Source organism: Apilactobacillus apinorum (genome assembly GCF_001281175.1).
Classification (GTDB): Bacteria; Bacillota; Bacilli; order Lactobacillales; family Lactobacillaceae; genus Apilactobacillus; species Apilactobacillus apinorum.
This window is the reverse complement of sequence record NZ_KQ440396.1, coordinates 147625-173346: the sequence shown is the minus strand read 5'-3', so window position 1 is coordinate 173346 and position 25722 is coordinate 147625. Positions and strand designations below refer to the sequence as shown.

The following is a 25722-nucleotide window of genomic DNA, read 5'->3' as shown; positions in this document are numbered from 1 at the left end:
TATGTTAGAGGATGCATATTTAAAATTAGCTAGTGATGTATTAAAAAATGGTCATCGTAAAGAAGATAGAACCGGAACAGGTACTATTAGTACCTTTGGATACCAAATGCGTTTTGATTTATCCAAAGGATTTCCACTTTTAACAACCAAAAAAGTACCATTTGGTCTGATTAAAAGTGAATTACTATGGTTTTTAAGAGGAGATACTAATATTCAATTCTTACTAAAACATAAAAACCATATTTGGGATGAATGGGCATTTAAAAACTGGGTTGAATCAGATGAATATGATGGCCCTGACATGACTGACTTTGGTTTAAGAGCTGAAGAAGATGCTGAGTTTAAGAAAGTATATTTGGATGAAAAAAAGAAATTTTGTCAAAGAATAGTTGAAGATGATGATTTTGCTAAAAAATATGGTGATTTAGGTTTGGTATATGGAAGCCAATGGCGTAAGTGGAAAACCACTACCGGAGATACTATAGATCAAATTCAAAACGTAATCGATGAGATTAAGCGCAATCCAGATTCCAGAAGATTAATCGTTTCAGCGTGGAATCCTGAAGATATCCCATTTGTAGCACTACCACCATGTCATACAATGTTCCAATTTTATGTAACTGATGGTAAGTTGAGCTGTCAATTATACCAACGTTCAGGTGATATCTTCCTAGGTGTTCCATTTAATATTGCTAGTTATGCATTATTGACTTCATTAATTGCTAAAGAATGTGGATTAGAACCTGGTGAATTTATCCATACCCTAGGGGATGCACACATTTACTCTAACCACGTAAATCAAATTGAAGAACAATTACAAAGGGAACCATACGAATCACCAAAACTTTGGTTGAATCCTGATAAAAGTAGTATTTTTGATTATGATATGGACGATATTAAAGTAATTGATTACAATCATCACGATCCTATTAAAGCACCTGTTGCTGTATAAAATTAAAAAGGGGTAAAAATTATGATTTCTTTTCTTTGGGCTGAATCAAACAATCACATTATTGGGTTAAATGGGGATTTACCATGGCATTTGCCTGCAGATATGAAGTATTTTAAGGAAACTACTACCCATCAGATTATTATGGCTGGTAGAACCACTTATGAAAGTTTTAAAAGACCTTTACCTAATAGACTAAACACTGTATTAACAAGCCATGATAAGTCAGAATATCCTGATGATGTTGTAGTTTTTAATGAATTAAGTGAATTCTTAGAATTTGCTAAAAAATTTAGTGACAAAGAAATATTTGTCGTTGGTGGTGCTAAAATATTTAGTGAACTAACCGAATATGTTGATAGACTATATAAAACGGTAATTGATTATGATTTTGATGGCGATACAAAAATGTCAGAAATAAATTATAATGACTTTAATTTAGTTTCAACTAAAGAAGGAATCTTAGACGATAAAAATATTTATCCATACCGATTCGAAGTTTATGAACGAAAATAAAAAAGAGGTTACGGATTAGTCCTAACCTCTTTTTATGGGGGATTTTATTTTGAAAAGAATATTAAAAGGGTTACTCTTTTTATTACTAATAGTATGTGTTTTAGGAATTAGTTTTACTGTGATGTCAGAAAAACTCAACCCAAATAATTCGCACGTTAATTTATCTAAAAATGCAAAGGTTAATATTGTTGCATTGGGTGATTCTCTTACACAGGGAGTTGGAGATCCTAAAAAATCAGGTGGATATGTTTCTAGAATAAAGGAACAATTACAAAAACGTGGCTATAAGAATGTTGAAAGCTACAACTATGGTATAGCTGGTCAAAGAAGTGACCAGATAAATGCAAGAATTAAACAAAATAAAAATGGACTTACTAATAAACTTAGAAAAGCCAACGTGATTGTATTAACAGTTGGTGGCAATGATTTGCTTCAAAGTTTACAGAAAAATGCTTTAATTGGTAGTGAGTATCAATTTGAAAGAAATATGGATGGTGCCATTAAAAAATATCAAAATAACTTACAGACTTTTTTAAGTCACGTGAGAAGGATTAATGCCACCGCTCCAATTTATGTTTATGGGATTTATAATCCGGTATACGTTTATTTCCCAAATGTTACTAATATAAGTCAATATGTAGATAAATTTAATGTCATTACAAGTAATAAAGTTAAACAATATCGAAGAATGCATTTTGTTGATATTCATGAACTAACGTATGGTCAATTCAAAACAAAAGAACAAAGATTGAAACTAGAAAATAGCAATAAAAGTATCTCAATCAATCCATTTAACTTAATTGAATTAGATGGTTCTCAAGGAGAAATTAATAATTATATTTCTCCAACTGATCATTTTCATCCCAACGATAAAGGATATAATTTTATGACTAGTCAGTTGTTAAGGGCAATGGAAAAGAATAAGGATATTAAATAAGAGGTTATCTGTAATGGAAAAGAAGAAAGAAAAAAAGTTATTTAAATATTTATTTATTTTATTAGCTTTGTTAATCATTGGCAGCGCAGGTTATGTATGGGTTCAAATGCATAGTGCTGTGGTTAACCCACAAACAGGTAAGGTTAGCAAAAAAAATACTCCAATATCAGTTCAATTAAATAAAAAGCAAGTTAATGCACTTTCTAGTTATTACCTTAAAAAGTTTGAAAAGAAAAACAAGAACATGGATTATAAGTTCTGGTTGGGAAATCAAGCTTATGTCTACGGAAAAATAACTATCTTAGGCTCTAAGGTTGGATATTTATTGATCTTAGATCCACATTTATTAAGCAATGGGGATATTGAATTATCGGCAAGTAAATTAGAAGTGGGTAAGCTTGATATACCAGCTAATTTTGTGATTGGGTATGTTGGAAAGCATTACAAAATTCCTAAATGGGTTGAATTAGATAGTCATAATAGTAGAATCATATTACACGTGAATAAGCTTGGCGGTAAAAACGAATTATCTTATCAAGCACAAAAAATTGATATGAATGGTGATGGAGATTTTCATTTTAAAGTTTTAATTCCTAACCAATAAAAGGAGAAATAATGAATAGTTTTTATCATTTTTTAATGACAGAAAGAAATCCAAAAAGTACTGATGCAATTGCACAATTCGCCAACAATGCTTTTTATGATCAATCATTTCCTAAACAATCTAATGAGTATGAAGAAATATCTGAGTATTTAGAGGAAAATGCTTCTTACCTACCAAGTATGACAATATTTGATGAAGCATGGGAAAACTATAAAAACAACAAACATTAAAATGAACCTACATTTAGGTTCATTTTTTGGTTATTAATATAGTACAATTAAAATATATAGAATAGGAGCGGATATATATGATTCAATGGTTTCCAGGACATATGGCAAAAGCCATTAGACAATTTGAGGAAAATATACATTTAGTTGATATAGTTTTCGAATTGGTTGATGCAAGATGCCCATACAGTTCAATTAACCCTGAAGTAGCTAGAATTAGTCAAGATAAGCCTAGATTAATGATTTTAACAAAATCAGATTTAGCAAATCCTAATATTACAAATCAATGGTTATCATACTTTAGAGCACAAGGCTATGCTGCAATCGCAATTGACTCTAAGAAAAATACAACTGGAAAATATATTACTAAGGTTGTTAAAGAACTTTTGGCTGATAAGATTGATGAAGCACAAAAAAAGGGTTTTGATAAAAAGGTAATTCGAGCTATTTGTGTAGGTGTACCTAATGTTGGTAAATCAACTTTACTAAATCAAATTGTCAAAAGGCGTGCAGCCCAAGTTGGAAATAGAGCAGGTGTTACTAAGGGTCAACAATGGTTACGTTCAAGTGATGAACTGGAACTATTAGACACTCCAGGAATACTTTGGCCAAAATTTCAAAATGATGAAATCGCTAATAAGTTAGCTCTATCTGGTGCAATTAAAGATAGTATTTATCATAGTGATGATGTAGGATTATTTGCTCTTCACTTCTTTAGAGAATTTAATAGTGACGAATTGATTAATAGATACCATTTAAATGAAGATGATATGGAGTTATCAGATGTTGATTTATTGTTAAAGATAACTGAAAAATTAGGGATGCATGATGACTATGAACGAGCATCCATGAGAATAATTTTAGACGCTAGAAAAGGAAAAATTGGTAGATTTACCTTAGACACTGTTAGTGATTTAAATAACGAAGAGGTCGAATAGAAAAGATGACTGAATCAATTAATGAAATAAAAGAGCTGTTAAAGCAAGTTAACGATTTAAATTCAGATTTAATACTTAAATATAGTCAAGATAGTCGAATTGGTGTGCAAAAATTAATTACTCAAACTAAAAATAGAATTAAAAAGTTTGATGATCAAAAGACTGCATTTCAAGAAAGATTAAAATTTGAAAGAGACTTTTGGTCCAAAGGCATTGAAATTGTTGCTGGTGTTGATGAGGTTGGAAGAGGCCCGTTAGCTGGTCCTGTTGTAACATGTGCAGTTGTTTTACCTGAAGATTTTAGTATTTATGAAGTAAACGATTCTAAACAACTTTCTGAAAAAAAGAGATACGAACTTGCTAGCAAGATAAAAGACAAGGCTTTAGATTACAGTTACGGAATCGCAGATAATAAGTTAATAGATGATATTAATATTTACGAAGCAACAAGAGTAGCTATGAAACAAGCAGTAATGGGATTAAAGAAGACCCCAGATGAGCTTATAGTAGATGCTATGCAGATTCCTGTAGACATTGATCAGTTAAGATTGATAAAAGGGGATGCAAAAAGTGCAAGTGTTTCTGCTGCTAGTATTTTAGCTAAGACATATCGTGATGACTTGATGAAACAATATGACAAGGAATATCCCGAATATGATTTTGCTAACAATGCGGGGTATGGAACTAAAAAGCATTTAGATGCACTTTACAAATATGGTGCTACACCAATTCACCGAAGAACTTTTAAACCTGTAACAGACCTAATTAATTAAAATTTACGTATATACCTTTAGTTAATAGGAGGTATATATTGAAATGAATACAAGAATATTATTATTAAAGATTAAGTTATGTGCAGGGATTGGAATAAAATCTGAATATCGTTTCTATCAGTGGATGATTGACAGGTATAAAATTATTCCAGATAACATTAATATTTCAGCAGAAGAGATTGCGGAAATACTAATGTTAAATAAAAATAATTCAAAAACGTTTATTAATTCATATAATAGTGATAAATTAAATAGTGTACTGAATCATCATATTAATCATGTTAAGTGGCTTACCATTCTGGATGATATTTATCCGGAATGCTTAAAAGAATCATACATGCCACCAATCGTATTATTTTACTTTGGTGATTTAGAATTATTAAAAACTAAAAATTTAGCAATAGTTGGTTCCAGAAATAACACTGAGTATTCTGTCAGAATTATAAAATCAATAATGCCTGATTTAGTGAATCATCATATTACCATTATTTCTGGACTGGCCAAAGGTGTTGATAGGTTAGCACATCTAGCTGCAATTTCATGCGGCGGTCGAACTATTGCGGTAATTGGAACTGGATTGGATAAATATTATCCAAAGGAAAACGAAGAATTGCAACGGACTATCGCTAAAAAAGATTTATTGATTAGTGAATATCCGGTTGGAGTTACTCCAGCAAAACATCATTTTCCTGAAAGAAATCGAATTATTGCTGGATTGGCTAGTTCGATATTAGTAACAGAAGCTAAGTATCGATCGGGAAGCTTAATTACTGCGAATTTAGCGTTACAAAATAATAGAAATATATTGTCAGTTCCGGGAAGAATTGATAGTGTACTTTCGGTAGGTTGTAATGAACTAATTTCAGCTGGAGCTAAGCCAGTTTTAACTTCCAAGGATATTTTAGAAGAATATTATTATTAATATTTGCCTTTGGGAGAATCGAAAATAAATTTTAATGAGGGATGCAGATGGCGACTACTACAAAATCAACCACAAAAAAGAAGAAACAGTCGACTAAAAAGAAGTTAGTTATTGTCGAATCTCCAACAAAGGCAAAAACTATTCAAAAGTATTTAGGTAGAACATATCGTGTAATTGCAAGTAAGGGACATGTTAGAGATTTGCCTAAAAGTAAAATGGGAGTAGATGTGGAAAATGAATTCGAACCACACTACATCTCTATTCGTGGTAAGGGAGACACAATTAAGGAACTAAAGGCTGAAGCTAAAAAGGCCAAAAATGTTTACCTTGCATCTGACCCGGATAGAGAAGGAGAATCTATAGCATGGCACATATCTCATCTTCTTGGTTTAAAAGAAGATGATAAGAATAGAGTTGCTTTCCATGAAATCACTAAGGATGCCGTAAAAGAAGCATTTAAGAACCCTCGTGAAATTGATATGAACTTGGTTGATGCACAACAAGCTCGACGTGTCTTAGATAGACTTGTTGGTTATTCTATTTCACCATTACTATGGAAAAAAGTGAAAAAAGGTCTTAGTGCAGGAAGAGTTCAATCAATTGCTCTTTGGTTAATTATTCAAAGAGAACGTGAAATTAAAAAGTTTGTTCCAACAGAGTATTGGACAATCGATGCTGATATGAAGAAAGGTAAAGATGCCTTTAAAGCAAGTTTTTATGGAGTTGACGGCAAGAAAACTGAAATCAATAGTAATGATGAAGTGCAAGCTGTTTTAGCGAAGTTTGACAATAAGAAACCTTTTAACATTACAAGCGTTGTAAAGAAAGAACGTAAGAGACAACCACAACCACCTTTTACAACTAGTACAATGCAACAAGATGCCAATGTTAAGTTGAACTTTAAGACCGGAAAAACAATGATGGCCGCACAACAACTTTATGAAGGAATCAATATTGGTAAAGAGGGTAATCAAGGTTTGATTACTTATATGAGAACTGATTCCACAAGAATTTCAGCTTTAGCTAAACATGAAGCATCTGAATTTATACATGATGAGTATGGTGCAGAATATGCTGCAACCAAACCAGTAAAGGGTAAGTTGCCAGAAGGTGCTCAAGATGCCCATGAAGCCATCAGACCAACATCAGTTAAAAGAACGCCTGCTAAATTAAAGCCATTTTTAACCAACGATCAATACAAATTATATAATTTGATTTGGTCTAGATTTATGGCTAGTCAAATGACACCGGCTATTATGGATACTATGAATGTTGATATGGAACAAAACGGTGTTAATTTCAGAGCTAATGGTTCTAAGCTTAAATTTGATGGGTTCTTAAAGGTATATAACAAGGGAAAAGAAAAGGATAATATCTTGCCTGATCTTGTTAAGGGCGATTCAATTACTATGAGTAAGAATAACCCTGATCAACATTTTACCCAACCGCCTGCTAGATACAGTGAAGCTAAGTTAATTAGAACGCTGGAAGAAAATGGTGTTGGTAGACCTTCTACTTACGCACCAACATTGAGTACCATTCAAAAAAGATACTATGTAAAGCTCGTTGGTAGACGTTTTGAACCAACAGAACTTGGTGAAATCGTAAATAATATTATTGAAGAATATTTCCCAGATATTATTAATGTTGACTTTACTGCTGATTTAGAAAATAATTTGGATGAAATCGAAGAATCTAAGCAAAATTGGGTTAAGGTAGTTGATAAGTACTTCAGACCATTTGAAAAAGAAGTTAAAAACGCTGAAAAGAACATGGAAGATGTACAAATTAAAGACGAACCTGCAGGATACAATTGTGAAATTTGTGGTGCCCCAATGGTAATTAAGATGGGTAAATATGGTAAATTTTACGCTTGTTCCAGATTCCCAGATTGTCGTAATACTCAAGCCATTGTTAAGAAAATCGACGTTACTTGTCCTAAGTGTAAGAAAGGTGACGTTATTGAAAGAAAATCCAAGAAGAATCGTATATTCTATGGATGTTCTAGATATCCTGAATGTGACTTCGTTACATGGGATAAACCTGTCGGTAGGGATTGCCCTAAAGATGGTAACTTCTTAGTTGAAAAGAAAATTAAGGGTGGAACACAAGTTGTTTGTCCTAATGGAGACTATGAGGAAGCAGTTCAAAAATAAAACAATAGCCCCTAAAATATTTTGTATTTTAAGGGCTATTATTGTAATTATGATGAAGAGTGATAATAATGCAAAAGAATAATGACATTGAATTAATTAATTGGTTCATGGATTATCTGCTTGATGAAAGACAGTACTCTAGTAATACGGCGATGGCTTATAAATCAGATATTTTAGATTTTAAAGAGAGTTTGTCAGATGAAAATAGAAATTTGCATCAAGCTGATGATTTAGACGTTAGTAACTATTTAACAATTCTGAAAAAGAAAAACGAAAGTAGAAATACCATCATTAGAAAAATTTCGTCATTGAGATCTTTTTATAAGTTTTTGATCAGAAATAATGAATTAGAAGAAAATCCATTTGATGATGTGAATCTAAAAAAACATCCTAATCATTTACCAAGATTCTTTTATGAAAAAGAGTTGTATGAACTTTTTAAGTCCGCAAAGAGTGGTGAAAATAGTCAGTTAGCACTCCGCAATTACGCCATTATCGAATTATTATATGATACTGGGATGCGTGTTAGTGAATGCGTTAATCTTTCCTATAGGGATATTGATTTTGATAACAGAATCATAAATGTAATTGGTAAAGGTAACAAACAAAGATATTTACCTTTTGGGAAGTATTTAATTAAGGCGTTAGATGAGTATAAAAAGGGATGCCGAAACGAAATCATGAATAAATATCAAAAGACTCATGATTTTGTTTTTATTAATCAATATGGAGATCAGTTAACTAGTAGAGGAATTGAATATATTTTAGATGATATTGTTAAACGAACTTCTTTAACAACCAATATCCATCCTCATATGTTAAGACATACGTTTGCCACTCAAATGTTGAATAATGGAGCTGATTTAAGAACAGTTCAAGAATTGTTAGGACATAGTAGTTTATCAACAACACAAATTTATACTCACGTTACCAATGAGCATTTGTTAAGGGATTACAATAAATTTTTCCCACGTTCGTAGTATATTAGTTGATTTATGAAAGCGCTTTATTGTAGAATTAACTTATAAATTCGTTAGGGGTGATAACATGATAAAAACGATTAGTAATGACTATTTAACAGTTAACATTAATACACTTGGAGCAGAAGTTACTCGTGTTTTAAGTAATGAAGGTGTCGACTATATTTGGAATGGTGATGAAAAGTATTGGAAACGTCATGCACCCATTTTATTTCCAATTGTTGGTAGATTAATGAATGACGAATATACTTATAAAGGTAAAACGTATCATATGGGACAACATGGTTTCGCTCGTGACATGGAATTTAATGTAGTTGATGAAAAAACGTCATCCATTACATTTGAATTAAAAGCTAATAGTGAAACTAAAGAATTGTATCCTTTTGATTTTAGACTAGAAGTTAATTACGAATTAGTGGATCATAAGCTAAAGACTAATTTACATGTCTTTAATGAAGGACAAGAAGAAATGCTTTTCTCAATTGGTGCCCATCCTGCATTCAACGTTCCACTTAATGGTGCTGGAAATTATAATGATTATAAAGTTGAACTAGCAAATAAAAAATCATATGACGAAATTTTCTTTAAAGCACCTTATGCTGATTTTGATAGTATAAAGAGTATTAATCTAACAGAACCGGTTTATTTATCACATGAAATGTTTTATGATGACGCAAAAGTTTTAAAAATAAACGATGCGGAAATAACTAGTATGTTAAGTAGTGATAAAACTGAACATGGTGTTTCAATGACAGCTTATACCACTGAATACGGTGGTATCTGGTCTAGTAAAGATGCTCCATTTGTCTGTTTGGAACCGTGGTGGGGGATAACAGATAGCATTAATAGTGATGGCAAATTAGAAAATAAAGTCGGTATTAACCGAATTGACAAGAAAACTGATTTTGAAGCAAAATTTGATTTGTTATTTTTCTAAAAAAAAGAACCTTTGAATAAAATTCAAAGGTCTTTTTTTTATCTATTTTGTTTACCAGAGTTACGTTTTCTTAACTCTTCATGACTGACATTGTTTTCTTTAGATTTAATATCTTCATTACTTGATTCGATATCTTCTTCTTCAACCTCAGTTAGAATTTTCTTGTCTGCTTCCTCAGCTTGTTTAGCAGCTTGAGCTGCAATTTCAGCTTTCATCTTTGGACGGTAAAGATTAATAATAAATGTTTGTAGACATGCAAACAATCCACTAATAAAGAAGTAAATTCCTAATCCAGCAGGAGCAGAGAAGGTAAATGTTGCAATTAGGATTGGTGTGAAGTATGAAACCATCTTCATTTGTTTTTTCTGATCTTCTGGAAGACCTTTGGTCATTAAGTATCCTTGAACAACATATGCAAGGAAAGATAGAACTACAAGAATTAAGCTTCGATCACCAAGTTTAACACCTAAGAAAATAGTGTGTGAAACTTCTGGTGAGAAACGAATGCCGTTATATAAAGCAATGTAGACAGGCATTTGAATTAGTAAAGGAAGACAACCAATTCCACCAGCGACGTTGATGTCATTTTCTTTATATAAATTCATCATTTCTTGTTGAATTTTAACTTGTTCTTCTTGTGATGTAGCTTCTTTTTGTCTTTTTTGAATTTCTTTCATCTTTGGTTTGATGAAATTCATTTTTTCTTGCATTAATGTTGATTTCTTAGTTTGGTTAATCATAGCAGGAAGTAAAATCATTCTAACTATAATTGTTAGAATGATAATTGCTAATCCATATCCGCCAACAAACTTAGCGATGAAATCAAGGATGTGTTGTCCAGGTAAAGCTAAGTATTGATAAGTTAGCCCATATGGCTTTCCATTTGAGTCAACACGGACACATCCGGATAGGACAAGTGCCAATGCCCCAATTATTGATAAGGCACTAAACTTTTTAATTTTTTTCATTTTAAAAAACCTTTCATGTAAATTCACTTACAATAATAACAGAATTAAATATATTTAAAATATACAACTTAATTATTTTATCATAAAACCTTTTACTTTTAGATTATCGATATTTTTTATTTTAATATTATCGACACGACCATATGGCGTAGGTGAATTTTTAATGATACTAACAAATTCATCTATTATTGAATGGTTTCCAGAAACATTAATTAAAACATCTCCATTGATTAAATTAGTGACAAACCCATCTAAACTTAATTTATCTGCTTCTCTTTTAGTGGAATATCTGAATCCAACTCCTTGGACTTTACCACTCACAATTATTTCTATTGATTTGTTGTCATTCATAAGATTACCTCAATGTTTATTTATTAATGTATATAGTAACATATATGTTTTATTACTATATTATGCTAAAATAATAGTAAAGATAATTTTTTAAAGGGGCATTAAACCTGGAATGGAACAAATTATTTCTGCTAAAAATGAACGAGTAAAAAAATGGGCTAAACTTAAAACTAAAAAAGGAAGAACCACTTTCAATCAATATATATTAGAAAGTTGGCACCTTGTTTCAGAAGCTATTAATGCAAAACAACCAGTTGATGTTATCTTAACAACTGATAAACAATATGACCTACATCAAGAAGATATTGATACTTTTTCAGGTGAAGTAATTGAAATTAGCGAAGATGTTGCTAAGACATTAGGATCTACATCAACACCTCAAGGAATCTTTGGAATTGTTAATCTAGAGAGTAATTTAGAAGTATCTAATATTGATTATTCTGGTGCTTGGCTATTGTTGGATCAAATCCAGGATCCTGGTAATATTGGAACAATGGTTAGAACTGCTGATGCTGCTGGATTTAAAGGGGTTGTATTTGGAACAGGAACATCTAGTCAATTCAACCCAAAAGTATTGCGTTCTATGCAAGGAAGTCAATTCCATGTGAACATCTTCGAAGGTGATTTAAACGATTGGATTAGTAAATTTAAAGATAATCATGTCCCAGTCTATGGAACTGAACTAAATCCGAAAGCAGTTGGATATTTAGATGTTAATCCTACTGAGAACGTTGCACTCATAATGGGGAATGAAGGTAATGGAATGCAAGATGAATTACTTGACCAAACCGATAAAAATATATATATTCCTATCAAAGGAAGAGCCGAATCACTAAACGTTGCAATTGCAGCTGGAATTTTAATGTTTCACTTAAACAAATAACTAATACTGTTGATGAAAGGAGAGATATAAATGAAGAATGACGCATGGCAGCATGATAAAGAGTATTTAAGCTATGTATCTGATTTGCTAAACAATCCAGAAGTGAAAAGACTGGATAATTATATACAACACCATTCATCAACAAGACTACAACATTGTATCAACGTATCTTATGAAAGTTATTTAGTTGCAAAAAAAATGAACTTAGACGTAAAATCAATATCTCGTGGCGGATTATTACATGATTTGTTTTACTATAATTGGCGTACTAGTAAGTTTAATCTAGGTTCACATGCTTACATGCATCCTAGAATTGCACTAAGAAATGCTGAAAAGATAACCAATTTAAATGATAAAGAAAAAGACATTATTACCAAGCATATGTGGGGATTAACATTGAGTAAACCTAAATGTGCTGAAAGTGTAATCGTCGCCTTGGTAGATGATTATGATGCTGTACGTGAATACTTCAGTCCGAAGTATCGATCACTTAAGAACAAAATAAAAAGAAATGCTTTATAGGATTGGAGGTATATTTAAAAATGCAAAGAAGTTCAGATTTGAAAACAACTATTGATTTTCATTTGTGCCCTAAATTTGAAAGAACCTTTCAAATGTTAGGAAAAAAGTGGAATGGATTGATTATTGAAACACTATTAGTTAACGGTCCACAACGTTTTAAATGTATAGCTCAAGTCGTTTCAAAATGTAGTGATCGTGTATTGGTTGAAAGACTAAAAGAACTTGAAGAAAATGGAATCATTACTAGAAAAACATTCTGTGATTCCTCATTAATTCAATATGAATTAACAGAAAAAGGGATGGCATTGGGACCAATTATGGAACAAATTCATGAATGGTCTGATGAATGGACTGATTAGTTCAAATAAGCTTGACCAAAGGCTGAAATTAAGCTATTATTTAGTTAAATGTGTTGAAGAAAAAGTAGTAAGCTGATTCATTAGATTAACAGAAAGATTACATTATGTTGAGAGTAATCACACCATCAGCTGAATTCGTTTTCTGAACTGATATTGGGAGTTAATTAATAACGAAAAATAATCCGGTAGTCCACCGTTATGGAACTTAAGTGTATGAATAGTTGTATATTATTATTCATAAACTAGGGTGGTACCGCGAAGCTTCGTCCCTTTGGGATGAGGCTTTTTTTGTTGAAATGAGAGGAGAATTTTATGTCTTTAGAAGATGATTTAACAAAGTTGCGTGATGACGGAATTAAGCAAATTCAAGAAGCAACTGATGTTAACGAAATAACAAAAGAAATAAGAGTAAATCTACTTGGTAAAAAAGGACCTATTACTCAAGCGTTGAGAGGAATTAAGGACCTACCTGTAGAAAAAAGACCAGAAGTTGGTAGCTATGCAAACCAAATCAGAGATGATATTCAAAATGCATTAGATACTAAGCTTGTTGAATTAGAAGAAAAAGCTTTAGAAGCACAATTATCAGCTGAAAAAATTGACGTTACTTTACCAAGTACACCTGTAACCAAGGGACACCCTCATGTTATTCAATCAATTATTGATGATATTTGTGACATGTTCATTGGTATGGGATATGAAGTTAAGAGTGGTCCAGAAGTAGAAGAAGACAAGTATAACTTTGAAATGATGAATCTTCCTAAAGATCATCCCGCAAGAGATATGCAAGATACTTTCTACATTACAAAAGAAATTTTAATGAGAACGCAAACTTCTCCAATGCAAGCTAGAACTTTAGAAAAACACGATTTTTCTAAGGGCCCTCTAAAAATGATTTCACCAGGGGTCGTATATCGTAGAGATACTGATGACCCAACTCACTCACACCAATTCCATCAAGTTGAAGGAATTGTAATTGATAAAAATATTACAATGGGTGATTTAAAAGGAACACTTGAATATTTATTACATCAACTATTCGGTGATAAATATGATATTAGATTAAGACCAAGTTATTTCCCATTTACTGAACCTTCAGTTGAAGCTGATGTTACTTGTTTCAAATGTGATGGTAAGGGTTGTGACGTATGTAAGCACTCTGGTTGGATTGAAGTCTTAGGTGCTGGAATGGTTCACCCTAACGTATTAAAGATGGCTGGTGTTGATGCGGACGTTTATGGTGGATTCGCATTTGGATTAGGACCAGACCGTTTTGCAATGTTGAAATATGGCGTAGAAGACATTCGTGATTTTTATTTGAACGATGTAAGATTCTTATCGCAATTTAATTAAGGAGAGATACTAATGAAAATTTCATACGATTGGCTAAAGGAATATATCGATTTAGATGTATCAGCTGATGACTTAGCAGAAAAAATCGAACGTTCATCTGTAGAAGTTGATTCAGTAATCAAACCTAGCGAAGGACTTAAGAAAATCGTTGTAGGAAAGATTGTTGGAATGGAAGACCATCCTGACTCAGATCATTTACATGTCTGCCAAGTAGATGTTGGTGAAGATGAACCAGTTCAAATTGTTTGTGGAGCACCTAATGCACAAGTTGGTAAAAACGTAATTGCTGCTTTATCTGGAGCAAGAGTCGCAGACAATATGAAGATTAAGAAATCAAAAATGCGAGGAATTCAATCAAACGGAATGTTATGTGCATTGGACGAAATTGGATATCCTAAAGACGTTGTACCAAAAGAATGGGCAGATGGAATTTACTTCTTACCTGAAGATGCAACATTAGGTGATGATGTATTTAAATACTTAGGTATGGATGATGCCTTAATTGATTTAGATGTAACACCTAATCGTGGTGATATGTTAAGTATTTACGGAACTGTTAGAGATTTAGCTGCTATTTACAATAAACCATTTAAATTTGATATTGATAAAGTAACAGAAACTTCAGATAAAAAGACCAGTGATCAAATTAACAGCAAAATTGATAATGAGATTGCATGGAGTTATTTGAATCAAGTAGTGAATAATGTTGAAGTTAAGCCAAGTCCTATTTGGATGCAAGTAAGATTGTGGAATGCCGGAATTAAACCAGTAAACAACATTGTTGATATCACAAACTATAGCATGTTGAAATTTGGTCAACCTATGCATGCTTATGATTTAGATAAATTATCTGGAAGCATCGAAGTGCGCTATGCTCGTGATGATGAAAAGATTACTACTTTAGATGAAAATGAAGTGGAATTAGACAGCAATGATATCGTTGTTTCAGATGATAATGGTGCAATTGCAATGGCTGGTGTAATGGGAGGACTAGATTCTTCAATCACTACAGATACCAAAAATGTTGTTTTTGAATGTGCTATTTTTGATCCAATTAAGGTTAGAAAAATGGCTAGAAAGCATGTAATTCATACTGACGCTTCTCAACGTTTTGAAAGAGGCGTTGACCCAATGGGACTTGAAAATGTACTTTCATCAGCTTCAGAAATGGCAAGAATTATTGCTAACGGTGAAGTAGCAAGTGATACATTGGTAGGTAGCAAGTATGATGCTAAAAAAGTCGAAATCGATATTACTTCTGAAAGAATAAATCACGTTTTAGGAACTAGTCTTTCTATTGATGATATTACAGATATCTTTAAGAGACTTGGTTTCGAAGTAGAAGTATCAAATGATAATATGCACGTTGTTGTGCCAACAAGACGTGGTGACATTCATATTCAAGCAGACTTAATTGAAGAAGTAGCAAGAATTTATGGATATGATAATTTACCAAGTACTTTACCAACAACCACGATGACAACCGGTGGATTAAATGAAGAACAATCATTAATTAGAAAATCTGGAAAATTACTTGAAGGATTTGGATTAACTCATGCTATTTCATACGCATTAACAACTTCTGATAAAGCCAAAATGTTTATGATGGATTCATCTGAAGAAACAGATTTAAGTTATCCAATGAGTAGCGATCACACTACTTTAAGAATGAACTTAGTTTCTGGATTGTTAGATGATATCGCATATAATCAAGCTAGAAAAGTTGAAAACGTTGCACTTTATGAACAAGGTCGTGTATTCTACAAAAAGGATGACAAGCAAGTTAGACCAGACGAAATTGAACATATTGCTGGTGCAATTTCTGGTTCAATGAATGAAGTGTCATGGAATCAACCAGAACAAAAAGTTGATTTTTATCAAATTAAAGGAATTGTTGAAGAATACTTATCAACAATTGGTTTTGACGGACAAATTACCTATAAAGCAAATAGTGAATATGATGAAATGCATCCTGGAAGAACAGCTGATGTGTTTGTACATGGGCACTATGTTGGTTTTGTGGGACAAGTACATCCAAAGGTTGCAAAAGAATTTAAAATTAATGACACATATGTCTTTGATCTAAATCTTCAAACAATCATTGATTTACCAAAACAAGAACAAAGTTATGAACTAGTATCAAAATACCCATCAATCAAGAGAGATATCGCAATGTTAATCGACAAAGATATTGAAAATGACGATATTGTTGATGTCATCGTTAAACGTGGTGGAGCATATCTTACTGATGTTAAGCTATTTGATTTATATGAAGGTGAACATGTTCCTGATGATAAAAAATCATTAGCATATTCATTAACATTCCAAAACAAGCATGATACATTAGTTGACGAAGACGTTAATAGTGCTATGGAAAAAGTACAAAGAAATCTTGAAAAAGAATTCAATGTCGAAATTCGTTAGAATCTAGATGGGGGAATTATTTTGAGCGAAGATAAAAAGACAAATGATTTCGAAAAGAAGCATTCAAATCTAGGTAAAAAGATTTCACTAAGTATCATTGCGATTTTGGTTGTACTTGGTACATGTATTTTTATAGTAGGTCACCAGTACGTAAAAGAATCTTTAAAACCACTTAATCCTAAAAATAATGATTTGATTCAAGTGCAAATTCCTTTGGGTGCTTCTGATAAGAAAATTGGTTCAATATTACAAGATAGCAAGATTGTTAAAAGTGGATTGGTTTTCGATTATTTTGTTAATAGTCATAATTATGCTGACTTGAAAGCAGGATATTATGAACTATCTCCTTCAATGAGTTTACAAACAATTGCTGATAGATTAACCAAGGGTGGTTCTGATCAACCACTACAAGGAATATATGGACGCATGTTAGTTCGTGAAGGTGATACAATTAGCGAAATTGCTAAAACTGTTCAACAACGTAGTCGTTTCTCAAGTGATGATTTCTTGAAATTAATTAGCGATAAAACATACTTGAAAGAATTAAAAGCAAAGTACCCACAACTACTAGGATCTGCCTTTAAATCTAAAAATAAAAAGTATATTTTGGAAGGATATTTATATCCAGCCACTTATAATTCGCAAAATAATGTGTCATTAAAACAAATTGTTAATCAAATGATTGCAAAGACAAATCAAGAAGTAAGTCCATATTATAAAGAAATAAAGAAACAAAATTTAACAGTTGATGAAGCACTTACACTAGCTTCCTTCATTGAAGTTAATCATGTTGGAAAAATTGATAGACAAAAAATAGCCGGAGTATTGTATAATCGATTGAACAGTAATTTACCACTTGATGTAAAGTCAGCAGTTAAGTATGCTAATGGTAAATCATCGATTCAGGTGCTTACTAAAAAAGATTATGATAGTACTTCTGCTTATAATCTTTATCAATATACTGGGATGGGACCAGGTCCAATTAGTAATCCAACTACAAAATCTTTAGTAGCTGTTTTACATCCAAGAGATATGGTAAAGTCTTATTTTGCATATAGTGTAAATACTAGTAATAAAAAAGTTAAATATTATAATACTGATGTAAGTACTAATTTGTTGTTTGATAATGATAGTGTTATGAGATAAATCGTTTTATGGAGAGAATATTATGGTAGAAAAGAAAAAGCGTCCCGTTGTTATTGGAGTTACAGGTGGTTCAGGTAGTGGTAAGACCACAGTTAGTCGTGCCATTTTTAATCAATTATTAGGTCATTCAATTATGATTTTGCAACAAGATTCTTATTACAAGGATCAATCTCATAAGACTATGGCTGAAAGAGAAGAAACTAACTATGATCATCCATTAGCCTTTGATAGTGATTTATTGTTAGAACATTTGAATAAGCTTTTAAATTATGAATCAATCGAAAAACCTGTTTATGACTACACTCAATTGAATCGTAGCACTGAAACAGTGACACAAGAACCAAGAGATGTTATTATTCTTGAAGGAATTCTAATTTTAGATGATAAGCGTTTGAGAGACTTAATGGACATTAAAGTGTTCGTTGATACTGATGACGACATTAGAATCTTAAGAAGAATTCAAAGGGATACTAAGGAACGTGGTCGTACTTTGGATGAAGTTATACAACAATACCTTGAAACAGTTAGACCTATGTATAATCAATTCGTTGAACCAAGTAAACGATATGCTGATATTATCGTTCCTGAAGGTGGAAAGAACCAAGTTGCTATTGATTTATTAACTACAAAAATTCAATCAATTTTAGTAAAACATGGGAATAATAAAGTTATAGATAATATTGATACAACAATTTAGTTAAAAGGAGATTTACAAGATGGCAAAAGATGAAACATTTCCTATGACAGCTGAAGGTAAAAAGAACCTAGAAGCTGAATTAGAAGATTTAAGATTAAATCAACGTCCTCAAATCATTGAAAGAATTAAAATCGCTAGAAGTTATGGTGATTTATCAGAAAATTCTGAATATGAAGCAGCTAAAAACGAACAAAGTATGTTAGAAAGCGAAATTGCTAAAGTAGAGCATATGCTTCAATATGCTGATGTTGTAGATAGCAGCGAATTAGAAGATGATGTTGTTAACGTTGGTAAAGAAGTCACATTTAAAGAACTTCCAGATGAAGAACCTGAAACTTATCAAATTGTTGGATCTGCTGAATCAGACCCATTATCAGGTAAGATTTCAAACGACTCACCAATTGCTAAAGCTTTATTGGGACACAAAGTAAATGAAGAAGTTATCATTTCAATCCCAGCTGGTGATATGAAAGTTAAAATCATTGAAGTTAAATAAATAAAAAAGAGAATCGATTACGATTCTCTTTTTTTATGCATTAATATTGATATTATTATTAAAATAATGAGGGTGATTAAGCTGATGATAATGCCTAGGTTTAATCCATTAGGGTAGAATGATAATACTAATTTGTGTTTACCAGGCGTTAAATGGTCAACTCCTATAAATTGATTATTAATTTTTCTAATTTGATATTTTTTACCGTCAATACTTAAATGCCATCCATTGGAATATGGGATTGACGTTGAAATAGAATTATTATGTTTTGTAGTAGTTATTTCAGCCTTAAATGTATTATTTTTGAAGCTGATATGATTATTTTGACTTCTAATATATTTAGTCTGATTTAGATACTTTCTAAAATCAAGATTGACTAATTTGAAGTTGCCAGTATAAATTTGGTTGGTGTTAAGTTTAATCTTAATTTGATTACGTTTATTGTTAGGGAGACTTACCACAAAATTACTATCAAACTTATCCGGTAAATATAAATCTTCGTTATTTACTGTAATCGAAGCGTTAGTTTGGTTCATATTCGATGGAATCAAAAGATATGGAACTTTATTCTTTTGTTCTTTGTAATTAACAGTAATAGTAGCTTCTTTTAATAAGTTGTTCTTTTTGATTACTTGGTTATTAATTGAATTAACCTTATTTATGTTTTGTGAAGCAATAGAATAATTATTTATATCACTGAATACATCTTGATTGGTAGTTGATATATTTTTAACCATTTGATTTTGATAATCAATGGGATCAACTGCATTAATTTTGTTAAAGACTTTGCTACTAGTACTGTAAATAGTAGGTAAATTACTGTTGGATTTAAAGGTTTGAAAAACATCGATTCTTTGAAGCTCGTGCTTTAATATATCATTTCTATTACTGGTTTTTTGAATCATAGAGTATTGATGTTTAAGCGTTGATGTATTAATGAAATATTTAAAATTTAATATTGAGTCAGTAACTAACGTTCCGTTGGAATAATCAATTGATCCAGATGTATAAGCACTTCCAATATTGTTATTAAAATCAGTAGTATTTTTTTGAATAGTAGAAGAAAAAGCGGAGCCACCGAAGAAGTTTGTTTCAATAGTATCATCTCTGGTCCTGTAAAAGTCTTTGCTGATTCTATAAAATGATGAATCTGATTTCTGAATAGCTTCGACGTGTGAGTTTAACAAGGAAGTATATCTAATATAGTCATCATTTGAAACATAAGAAATACCATTTAATGATGTGAACATATTCATTCCCATATCACCAATCGTGATTATTAACAAACAAATAAAGTAATATATACTGCGCTTGTTTGATAGATGGATAATTAAGAAACTAATAGCGATAAAGGATAATGAAATGATATATTTGGTAATATTCATATAATTGAATTTATTAATTTCAATAGCTGTATATACAAATGCAGGGATGATTAATAATGCAGAAACTATAATTGTTTTTGATTTAATCTCATTGCCTAAATTATTTAAGCCAAGTGCAGCAATATAGATGATCCAAAAACAAAATATGAATGAGAATCTGTAAGGATACCAAATTGGAAACTGGAACGCATGCCATATTAAGTCAAGCGGTTGGAAAAACATCGATACTAATAAAAATACTGTTACTATTAGTACTGCAATTTTATGTTTTAACCTAATGCCTGAAATACCAAAAAAGGCTAAAAATCCGATAATTGCAATGGAACCTACGAATATATTAGGATATCCACTTGGCATTTGTGAGAAGTTAAAACTTCCATTAAATAGCTTTGTTACCATGAATAGTGGATTATATTCGATATTTGGTTTCATATTCAAAAGGGTATATGATGCTTTACCGCTTTTAAGCTCAATTAAATTAGGGATTAAGATAAATGATGATAATAATATAGAAATGATTACTGATACAGTAATTTTACTAAGTTTAATTAAGGTTACTTTAAAATTAATATGTTTTATATATAGAGAGAATATTACATAAACAGCAATAAATATACTAATCATGTAAGCAATATAATAATTAATGACGATAATGCCAAAATAGGAAATGATAAATAAAGATGGTTTTTGGTTATTTAATATTCGATCAATCCCCATTAGTATTAGTGGCAGTAGGATAACTCCGTCAAGCCACATGATATTAAGCTGGTTGGCAATCATCCATCCATTCATAGAATATGCGATAGATAAAGAAATAATTAAAAGATTGTTTTTAATTTTTTGATTTTTTAAGAAGATTGAAAACGTCAAACCACTTAGTGCATATTTAATTACTGTAATTAGTAAAATGGCAGCATTTATAAATTTAGCTGGAAAGATAAGCAGGATTAAATTGATAGTACTCATTAAATAGTATGCCCAAATTCCAATCATTTCACCGCCATATCCATTTGAAAATGAATAAAAAATATCACTAAAATTGTGATTTAATAGGGTTCTACGAAAATAAGCAAAAAAATCTATATACTGTTGTCCTAAATCTACCGTAAGAATACTACTATTACCGAAGGGAAACATATTGCGATATGCAAAGTAAAATGTAATAATTGTAAATGGTATAAAGAAGCTTAGGAGATATAAGTAGTGTTTTTGACAGAATAATTTTAATTTATTAATCATAATGAGCACATCCTTGTTTCGATACTAACTAACTAATAGTATACAATAAACATATTAAAATAACGTTAAACAGATAAGATATAAGGAGTTAGATTGTTTTGAATAGTTTTTTACAAAAAATATTCCATCATAGGGATCGTGGAGCTGATACGAAAGTTCCATTTAGATTAAATATAATATTAACTGTTGTTGGGGTATTATTTGCAATCCTAGTAATCCAATTGGCTTACTTGCAAGTAGTTAATGGAAACCAATATAAAGCAGAAGTTAGTCGTTCAGACAATTCAGTTAAACTTGGAAATGTTCAAAGAGGGATGATATACGACTCTACTGGGCGTGTCTTAGTTGGAAATAAAGCACACCAAGCTATTCAATACACTAAGGGATTGAGTGTTACTAGTGCTACTTTATATAAAATTGCCAACAAGTTAGGAGAATATTTAAGTGTTGATTACTCAACCTTAACGCCTAGACAAGAAGCAGAATTTTATTTATCTAATCCTGATAACTTGCAAAAAGTTATTGATAGTATGACATTTGCAAAAGGAACTTCTACCAGTGATCAATATATTCAAGAATTGGCAAAAGTAATAAAAGAAAAGCTATACAGTACTGATAAGAAAACTCGTAATGCAGCGGCAATTTTTCAAAAAATGAGTGGATCATATCAATTATCTACCACATATATTAAATCTTCAGGAGTCACTACAAAGGAATTAGCCGAAGTAGGTGAACATCTATCAGAAATGCCTGGAGTTCAAATTGGTGATAGTTGGACTAGAGAATATCCAAATGGGGATGCAATTCAAAGCATTGTTGGAACTGTTTCCTCAGAACGAGTTGGATTGCCAAGTGATCGTATCAATACACTGTTAGCGGAAGGCTATTCTAGAAATGACAGTGTTGGACAAAGTTATTTGGAAGCTAAATATGAATCAACTTTACGCGGTTCTAAATCACAAACTTTAATTAAAAGTGGTAGTCTTGATAAAGCTATTAAGCAATATGGTGGTCAAAAAGGTGATAACTTACAATTAACCATCAATTCTGAATTCGAGAAGAAAATTCAAAGCTTAGTGGAAAATGCTGATAGAAATACTGGTAATTCAACTGGAGCATATGCAGTCGTCATGAATCCTAATAATGGTGCTATTATTGGTTTAGCAGGTGTTAGTCGTAATCCTGAAACTGGTAAGTTGACACCAAATGCTTTAGGGACAATTAATAGTTCAATTGTAATGGGGTCAGTTGTAAAAGGTGCAATGGTATCCGGCGCGTTAATGGATAAGGTAATTACACCAACTAATTCTACTTTGACTGATAAGCCAATTATTACTGGTGGAATTAAAAAAGCATCATGGTTTAACCAAGATGGAAATCATGATATTTCTTTAGATGCATCTACAGCACTTGAAGTGTCATCAAACTCATATATGATGCAATTGGCAATGAAAGAAGCTAAGTTTAATTACTATTCTGGAGCCCCACTTACAATGAATCCTAATGTATTTAACATTATGCGTGGATACTTTAATCAATTTGGATTAGGAGTTTTAACTGGTATTGATTTACCGGGTGAAACAAAGGGGATTCAAGGTCCTGGTGGATCAGCTAACATTGGTAAAGCGCTTGATTTATCTTATGGAAATTATGATGCGTATACTCCAATTCAAGTAGCACAATATATTTCTACTATTGCGAATGGTGGATATAGAATTGAACCACATATTGTGCAAAGTATTCGTGAATCTAATAAAGATGGTAAATTAGGTAGAGTTAAATATACGGTTACACCAACAGTATTGAATAAAGTTGATATGACTGATGCTCAAAGAAAAGTTGTAACAGATGGTTTTTATAAAGTAGTTCATGGAACAAATGAATACAGAACTGGTATCACTTTAAATACTGTTAGACCATCAATTTCAGCAAAGACTGGTACTGCCCAAACTTTCTACTCTAGTGGTAAAAAGGGTTCAAAACCAGTGGAAACAGTTACTTTAAGTTTAGGTTCATTCTCACCATCAAAGAATCCACAAGTAGTTGTAGTTGTGGCAATTCCTAACTTACCAAGTAACGCAGAAAGTAATAATGTTAATTTGGCCGAACAAATTTATCAAGCATATTGGAAGTACGTTCAATCAGATAGCGGCTTAAAATAATGCTGTTAAGTAATTTTGCTTAACAATATTTATATAAACTCTGGTCAAATCAAATAAAAAATGATAATATATTAAGAGTTGAAAGTTGTTTATATAAAATTAAAATACAACTAACTTGGAGGTGTAACTAATATGCGAGTACACATTACTATGGAATGTACAGAATGTCACGAACGTAATTACTTATCAACTAAGAGTCGTCGTAACAACCCTGATCGTTTGGAACTAAAGAAATACTGTCCACGCGAAAGAAAAGTTACATTACATCGTGAAACAAAATAAGGATTCGGGTTTTATAAAAAAGGCCCAATCCTTTTTTTATACTCTGGGAAGTGTTTATATTGAATAAAAAAGATGTAAGAACACAAATTATAGAAGAAATTAGAAAATCAAGAACACAAGAAAATTATAAAGATTTATACAATAAACTGTTCGAGTCAGCAGAATGGCAAAAGGCTGGTTCAGTTGGAGTCACATTTAGTACAGAAATTGAAATTGATACAATGCCAATTATTGAAAGGGCTAAACTTGAGGCGAAAACAATATTTATGCCTAAGGTTATTTCTTCAACGGAAATGGAATTTAAATTGCTTAATGACTTAACCAAGATGAAGAAAAGTAAATTTGGTATAATGGAACCAGAAAATGGACTAGTTGGAAAGATTAATGATATTGATTTGTTGATTGTTCCAGGACTAGCTTTTGATGTATCAAGCGGTAATAGACTTGGCTTTGGTGGAGGATATTACGATAGGGTATTAAAAGATTATTCTGGTGATACTGTCTCTTTATCTGATAGTATAAGCACGTTTAAAAAATCAATATGGGAAGTAGATGATTTTGATCAAAAAATTGCAAGAATTATATACTGATTTACAAAACACAAGATTTTATAGAAAAATAGATGCGTCACCTTATATTTCAGAAATGTTGTTAGTTCTAATTGTGTTTGTATACATGTTTGGAATTCTCACTAACAGTAGTGATGCAATCATTAACGGTGGTGCAATGTACAAACCACTAGTTGTAATTTATAACCAGTGGTGGAGATTTATTACCCCAATTTTTATTCACTTATCTATCTTCCATATTTTGATGAATGGAATTAGTTTGTATTATATTGGAATTCAATTGGAAAAGATTTTTGGACATCTAAGATTTTTCGCGATTTTCATGATATCAGGAATTTTTGGTAATATTGCTAGCTTCGCTTTTTCAACATCAGCAAGTGCAGGTGCTAGTACAGCAATCTTTGGATTGATTGGAGCATTTTTGATGTTGGGTGAAACTTTTCATGATAATATGTATGTAAGAAGAATGTCGCAAAGCTTTTTATTCTTACTAGTTTTAAATATTGGATTTGACTTATTATCTCCAGATGTTGATTTATCAGGACATATTGGCGGTTTGATTGCAGGATTTTTGATTCCATATGTAGTTGGATTGCCATCAGGATATAAGGTACCAATGGTAAAACGATTGATAGCACTATTAGTTCTAATTATTTTTGCGATTATTTGTTTAAAAACTGTTTAAATTTTAAATTAATTAGTGCAATTTTCGTTAGGATGTGGGAAAATGAAGACGTTGTACGATGTTCAACAATTATTAAAAAAGTTTGGAATTTATGTTTATGTTGGAAAAAGAAAATGGGATATTGAAGTGATGGCACTTGAATTAGATCATTTACATGATGCTGGATTAGTATCTAAAGATGAATTCATTCAGGCTAAGATAGTCTTAAAACATGAACATGCTATTGAAGAAAATAAATAACAAACAATTTTTAGGAGGAAAC

At 31.5% G+C, this 25722-nt stretch carries 27 protein-coding genes and 1 other annotated feature; of the genes, 24 read left to right on the top strand and 3 right to left on the bottom strand.

Annotation, left to right across the window (positions count from 1 at the left end):
* Position 1 precedes the first annotated feature (1 nt).
* From RZ74_RS03570 to RZ74_RS03520, 11 genes are all read left to right on the top strand, one after another.
* Positions 2 to 952, top strand: a complete 951-nt coding sequence (locus RZ74_RS03570; RefSeq protein ID WP_053950083.1) for a thymidylate synthase — start codon at positions 2 to 4, stop codon at positions 950 to 952.
* A gap of 21 nt (positions 953 to 973) precedes the next feature.
* Positions 974 to 1465: a dihydrofolate reductase gene (locus RZ74_RS03565; RefSeq protein ID WP_053950082.1), complete on the top strand. Its 492-nt coding sequence runs from the start codon at positions 974 to 976 to the stop codon at positions 1463 to 1465.
* Between the two features lie 49 nt (positions 1466 to 1514).
* Complete coding sequence (locus tag RZ74_RS03560; protein WP_053950081.1) at positions 1515 to 2402, top strand: SGNH/GDSL hydrolase family protein; 888 nt, start codon at positions 1515 to 1517, stop codon at positions 2400 to 2402.
* Positions 2403 to 2415: 13 nt separating this feature from the next.
* Positions 2416 to 3006 carry a YpmS family protein gene (locus RZ74_RS03555; protein WP_053950080.1) on the top strand — a complete coding sequence of 197 codons (591 nt, stop codon included), beginning with the start codon at positions 2416 to 2418 and terminating at the stop codon, positions 3004 to 3006.
* Between the two features lie 11 nt (positions 3007 to 3017).
* Positions 3018 to 3236, top strand: a complete 219-nt coding sequence (locus tag RZ74_RS03550; protein WP_053950079.1) for a YozE family protein — start codon at positions 3018 to 3020, stop codon at positions 3234 to 3236.
* Between the two features lie 77 nt (positions 3237 to 3313).
* The gene (ylqF, locus tag RZ74_RS03545) at positions 3314 to 4171 is read left to right on the top strand and encodes a ribosome biogenesis GTPase YlqF (protein WP_053950078.1); all 858 of its coding nucleotides are present in this window, start codon (positions 3314 to 3316) and stop codon (positions 4169 to 4171) included.
* A 5-nt stretch (positions 4172 to 4176) separates the two neighbouring features.
* Positions 4177 to 4944: a ribonuclease HII gene (locus tag RZ74_RS03540; protein WP_053950077.1), complete on the top strand. Its 768-nt coding sequence runs from the start codon at positions 4177 to 4179 to the stop codon at positions 4942 to 4944.
* Positions 4945 to 4987: 43 nt separating this feature from the next.
* Positions 4988 to 5866, top strand: a complete 879-nt coding sequence (gene dprA / locus RZ74_RS03535; RefSeq protein ID WP_053950076.1) for a DNA-processing protein DprA — start codon at positions 4988 to 4990, stop codon at positions 5864 to 5866.
* A gap of 47 nt (positions 5867 to 5913) precedes the next feature.
* The gene (topA, locus tag RZ74_RS03530) at positions 5914 to 8022 is read left to right on the top strand and encodes a type I DNA topoisomerase (RefSeq protein ID WP_053950075.1); all 2109 of its coding nucleotides are present in this window, start codon (positions 5914 to 5916) and stop codon (positions 8020 to 8022) included.
* Between the two features lie 68 nt (positions 8023 to 8090).
* Positions 8091 to 9002, top strand: coding sequence for a tyrosine recombinase XerC (gene xerC / locus RZ74_RS03525; protein ID WP_053950074.1), 912 nt, complete (start codon positions 8091 to 8093; stop codon positions 9000 to 9002).
* 67 nt (positions 9003 to 9069) lie between these two features.
* Positions 9070 to 9939, top strand: a complete 870-nt coding sequence (locus RZ74_RS03520; RefSeq protein WP_237756924.1) for an aldose 1-epimerase family protein — start codon at positions 9070 to 9072, stop codon at positions 9937 to 9939.
* Between the two features lie 38 nt (positions 9940 to 9977).
* On the opposite strand, the gene yidC is transcribed toward RZ74_RS03520, so the two are convergent.
* Positions 9978 to 10907: a membrane protein insertase YidC gene (gene yidC, locus RZ74_RS03515; RefSeq protein ID WP_053950073.1), complete on the bottom strand. Its 930-nt coding sequence runs from the start codon at positions 10905 to 10907 to the stop codon at positions 9978 to 9980.
* A 72-nt stretch (positions 10908 to 10979) separates the two neighbouring features.
* Positions 10980 to 11258 carry an acylphosphatase gene (locus RZ74_RS03510; protein WP_053950072.1) on the bottom strand — a complete coding sequence of 93 codons (279 nt, stop codon included), beginning with the start codon at positions 11256 to 11258 and terminating at the stop codon, positions 10980 to 10982.
* A gap of 112 nt (positions 11259 to 11370) precedes the next feature.
* Here RZ74_RS03510 and RZ74_RS03505 point away from each other — a divergent pair, with 112 nt between their 5' ends.
* The 8 genes from RZ74_RS03505 to greA all read left to right on the top strand — a co-directional run bounded on the left by RZ74_RS03505 (position 11371) and on the right by greA (position 19138).
* Entirely contained in the window at positions 11371 to 12141 is a 771-nt protein-coding gene (locus tag RZ74_RS03505; RefSeq protein ID WP_053950071.1) for a TrmH family RNA methyltransferase, read from the top strand.
* A 30-nt stretch (positions 12142 to 12171) separates the two neighbouring features.
* Complete coding sequence (locus RZ74_RS03500) at positions 12172 to 12663, top strand: HDIG domain-containing metalloprotein (RefSeq protein WP_053950070.1); 492 nt, start codon at positions 12172 to 12174, stop codon at positions 12661 to 12663.
* Between the two features lie 20 nt (positions 12664 to 12683).
* A complete protein-coding gene (locus RZ74_RS03495) occupies positions 12684 to 13022 on the top strand; it encodes a winged helix-turn-helix transcriptional regulator (protein ID WP_053950069.1) in 339 nt (112 codons plus the stop codon).
* A 44-nt stretch (positions 13023 to 13066) separates the two neighbouring features.
* Positions 13067 to 13296: a binding site (T-box leader), on the top strand.
* Between the two features lie 38 nt (positions 13297 to 13334).
* The gene (gene pheS / locus RZ74_RS03490) at positions 13335 to 14375 is read left to right on the top strand and encodes a phenylalanine--tRNA ligase subunit alpha (protein WP_053950068.1); all 1041 of its coding nucleotides are present in this window, start codon (positions 13335 to 13337) and stop codon (positions 14373 to 14375) included.
* Between the two features lie 12 nt (positions 14376 to 14387).
* The gene (pheT, locus tag RZ74_RS03485; protein WP_053950067.1) at positions 14388 to 16799 is read left to right on the top strand and encodes a phenylalanine--tRNA ligase subunit beta; all 2412 of its coding nucleotides are present in this window, start codon (positions 14388 to 14390) and stop codon (positions 16797 to 16799) included.
* Between the two features lie 21 nt (positions 16800 to 16820).
* Positions 16821 to 17945: an endolytic transglycosylase MltG gene (gene mltG, locus RZ74_RS03480; RefSeq protein WP_053950066.1), complete on the top strand. Its 1125-nt coding sequence runs from the start codon at positions 16821 to 16823 to the stop codon at positions 17943 to 17945.
* 22 nt (positions 17946 to 17967) lie between these two features.
* Entirely contained in the window at positions 17968 to 18642 is a 675-nt protein-coding gene (gene udk / locus RZ74_RS03475; protein ID WP_053950065.1) for a uridine kinase, read from the top strand.
* A 19-nt stretch (positions 18643 to 18661) separates the two neighbouring features.
* Complete coding sequence (gene greA / locus RZ74_RS03470; RefSeq protein WP_053950064.1) at positions 18662 to 19138, top strand: transcription elongation factor GreA; 477 nt, start codon at positions 18662 to 18664, stop codon at positions 19136 to 19138.
* Between the two features lie 17 nt (positions 19139 to 19155).
* Here the strand turns inward: greA and RZ74_RS03465 are convergent, their stop codons facing one another.
* Entirely contained in the window at positions 19156 to 21762 is a 2607-nt protein-coding gene (locus RZ74_RS03465) for a YfhO family protein (RefSeq protein WP_053950063.1), read from the bottom strand.
* A 98-nt stretch (positions 21763 to 21860) separates the two neighbouring features.
* Here RZ74_RS03465 and RZ74_RS03460 point away from each other — a divergent pair, with 98 nt between their 5' ends.
* The 5 genes from RZ74_RS03460 (at position 21861) to RZ74_RS03440 (ending at position 25700) form a co-directional block, all read left to right on the top strand.
* A complete protein-coding gene (locus tag RZ74_RS03460) occupies positions 21861 to 23924 on the top strand; it encodes a peptidoglycan D,D-transpeptidase FtsI family protein (protein ID WP_053950062.1) in 2064 nt (687 codons plus the stop codon).
* Positions 23925 to 24056: 132 nt separating this feature from the next.
* Positions 24057 to 24206, top strand: a complete 150-nt coding sequence (rpmG, locus tag RZ74_RS03455) for a 50S ribosomal protein L33 (RefSeq protein ID WP_053950061.1) — start codon at positions 24057 to 24059, stop codon at positions 24204 to 24206.
* A 59-nt stretch (positions 24207 to 24265) separates the two neighbouring features.
* Entirely contained in the window at positions 24266 to 24796 is a 531-nt protein-coding gene (locus RZ74_RS03450; RefSeq protein WP_053950060.1) for a 5-formyltetrahydrofolate cyclo-ligase, read from the top strand.
* Positions 24765 to 25460: a rhomboid family intramembrane serine protease gene (locus RZ74_RS03445; protein ID WP_237756923.1), complete on the top strand. Its 696-nt coding sequence runs from the start codon at positions 24765 to 24767 to the stop codon at positions 25458 to 25460. Before RZ74_RS03450 ends, RZ74_RS03445 begins: the two co-directional genes overlap by 32 nt.
* Before the next feature lie 42 nt (positions 25461 to 25502).
* Positions 25503 to 25700 carry a YqgQ family protein gene (locus RZ74_RS03440; protein WP_053950059.1) on the top strand — a complete coding sequence of 66 codons (198 nt, stop codon included), beginning with the start codon at positions 25503 to 25505 and terminating at the stop codon, positions 25698 to 25700.
* The last annotated feature ends 22 nt before the right edge of the window (positions 25701 to 25722 follow it).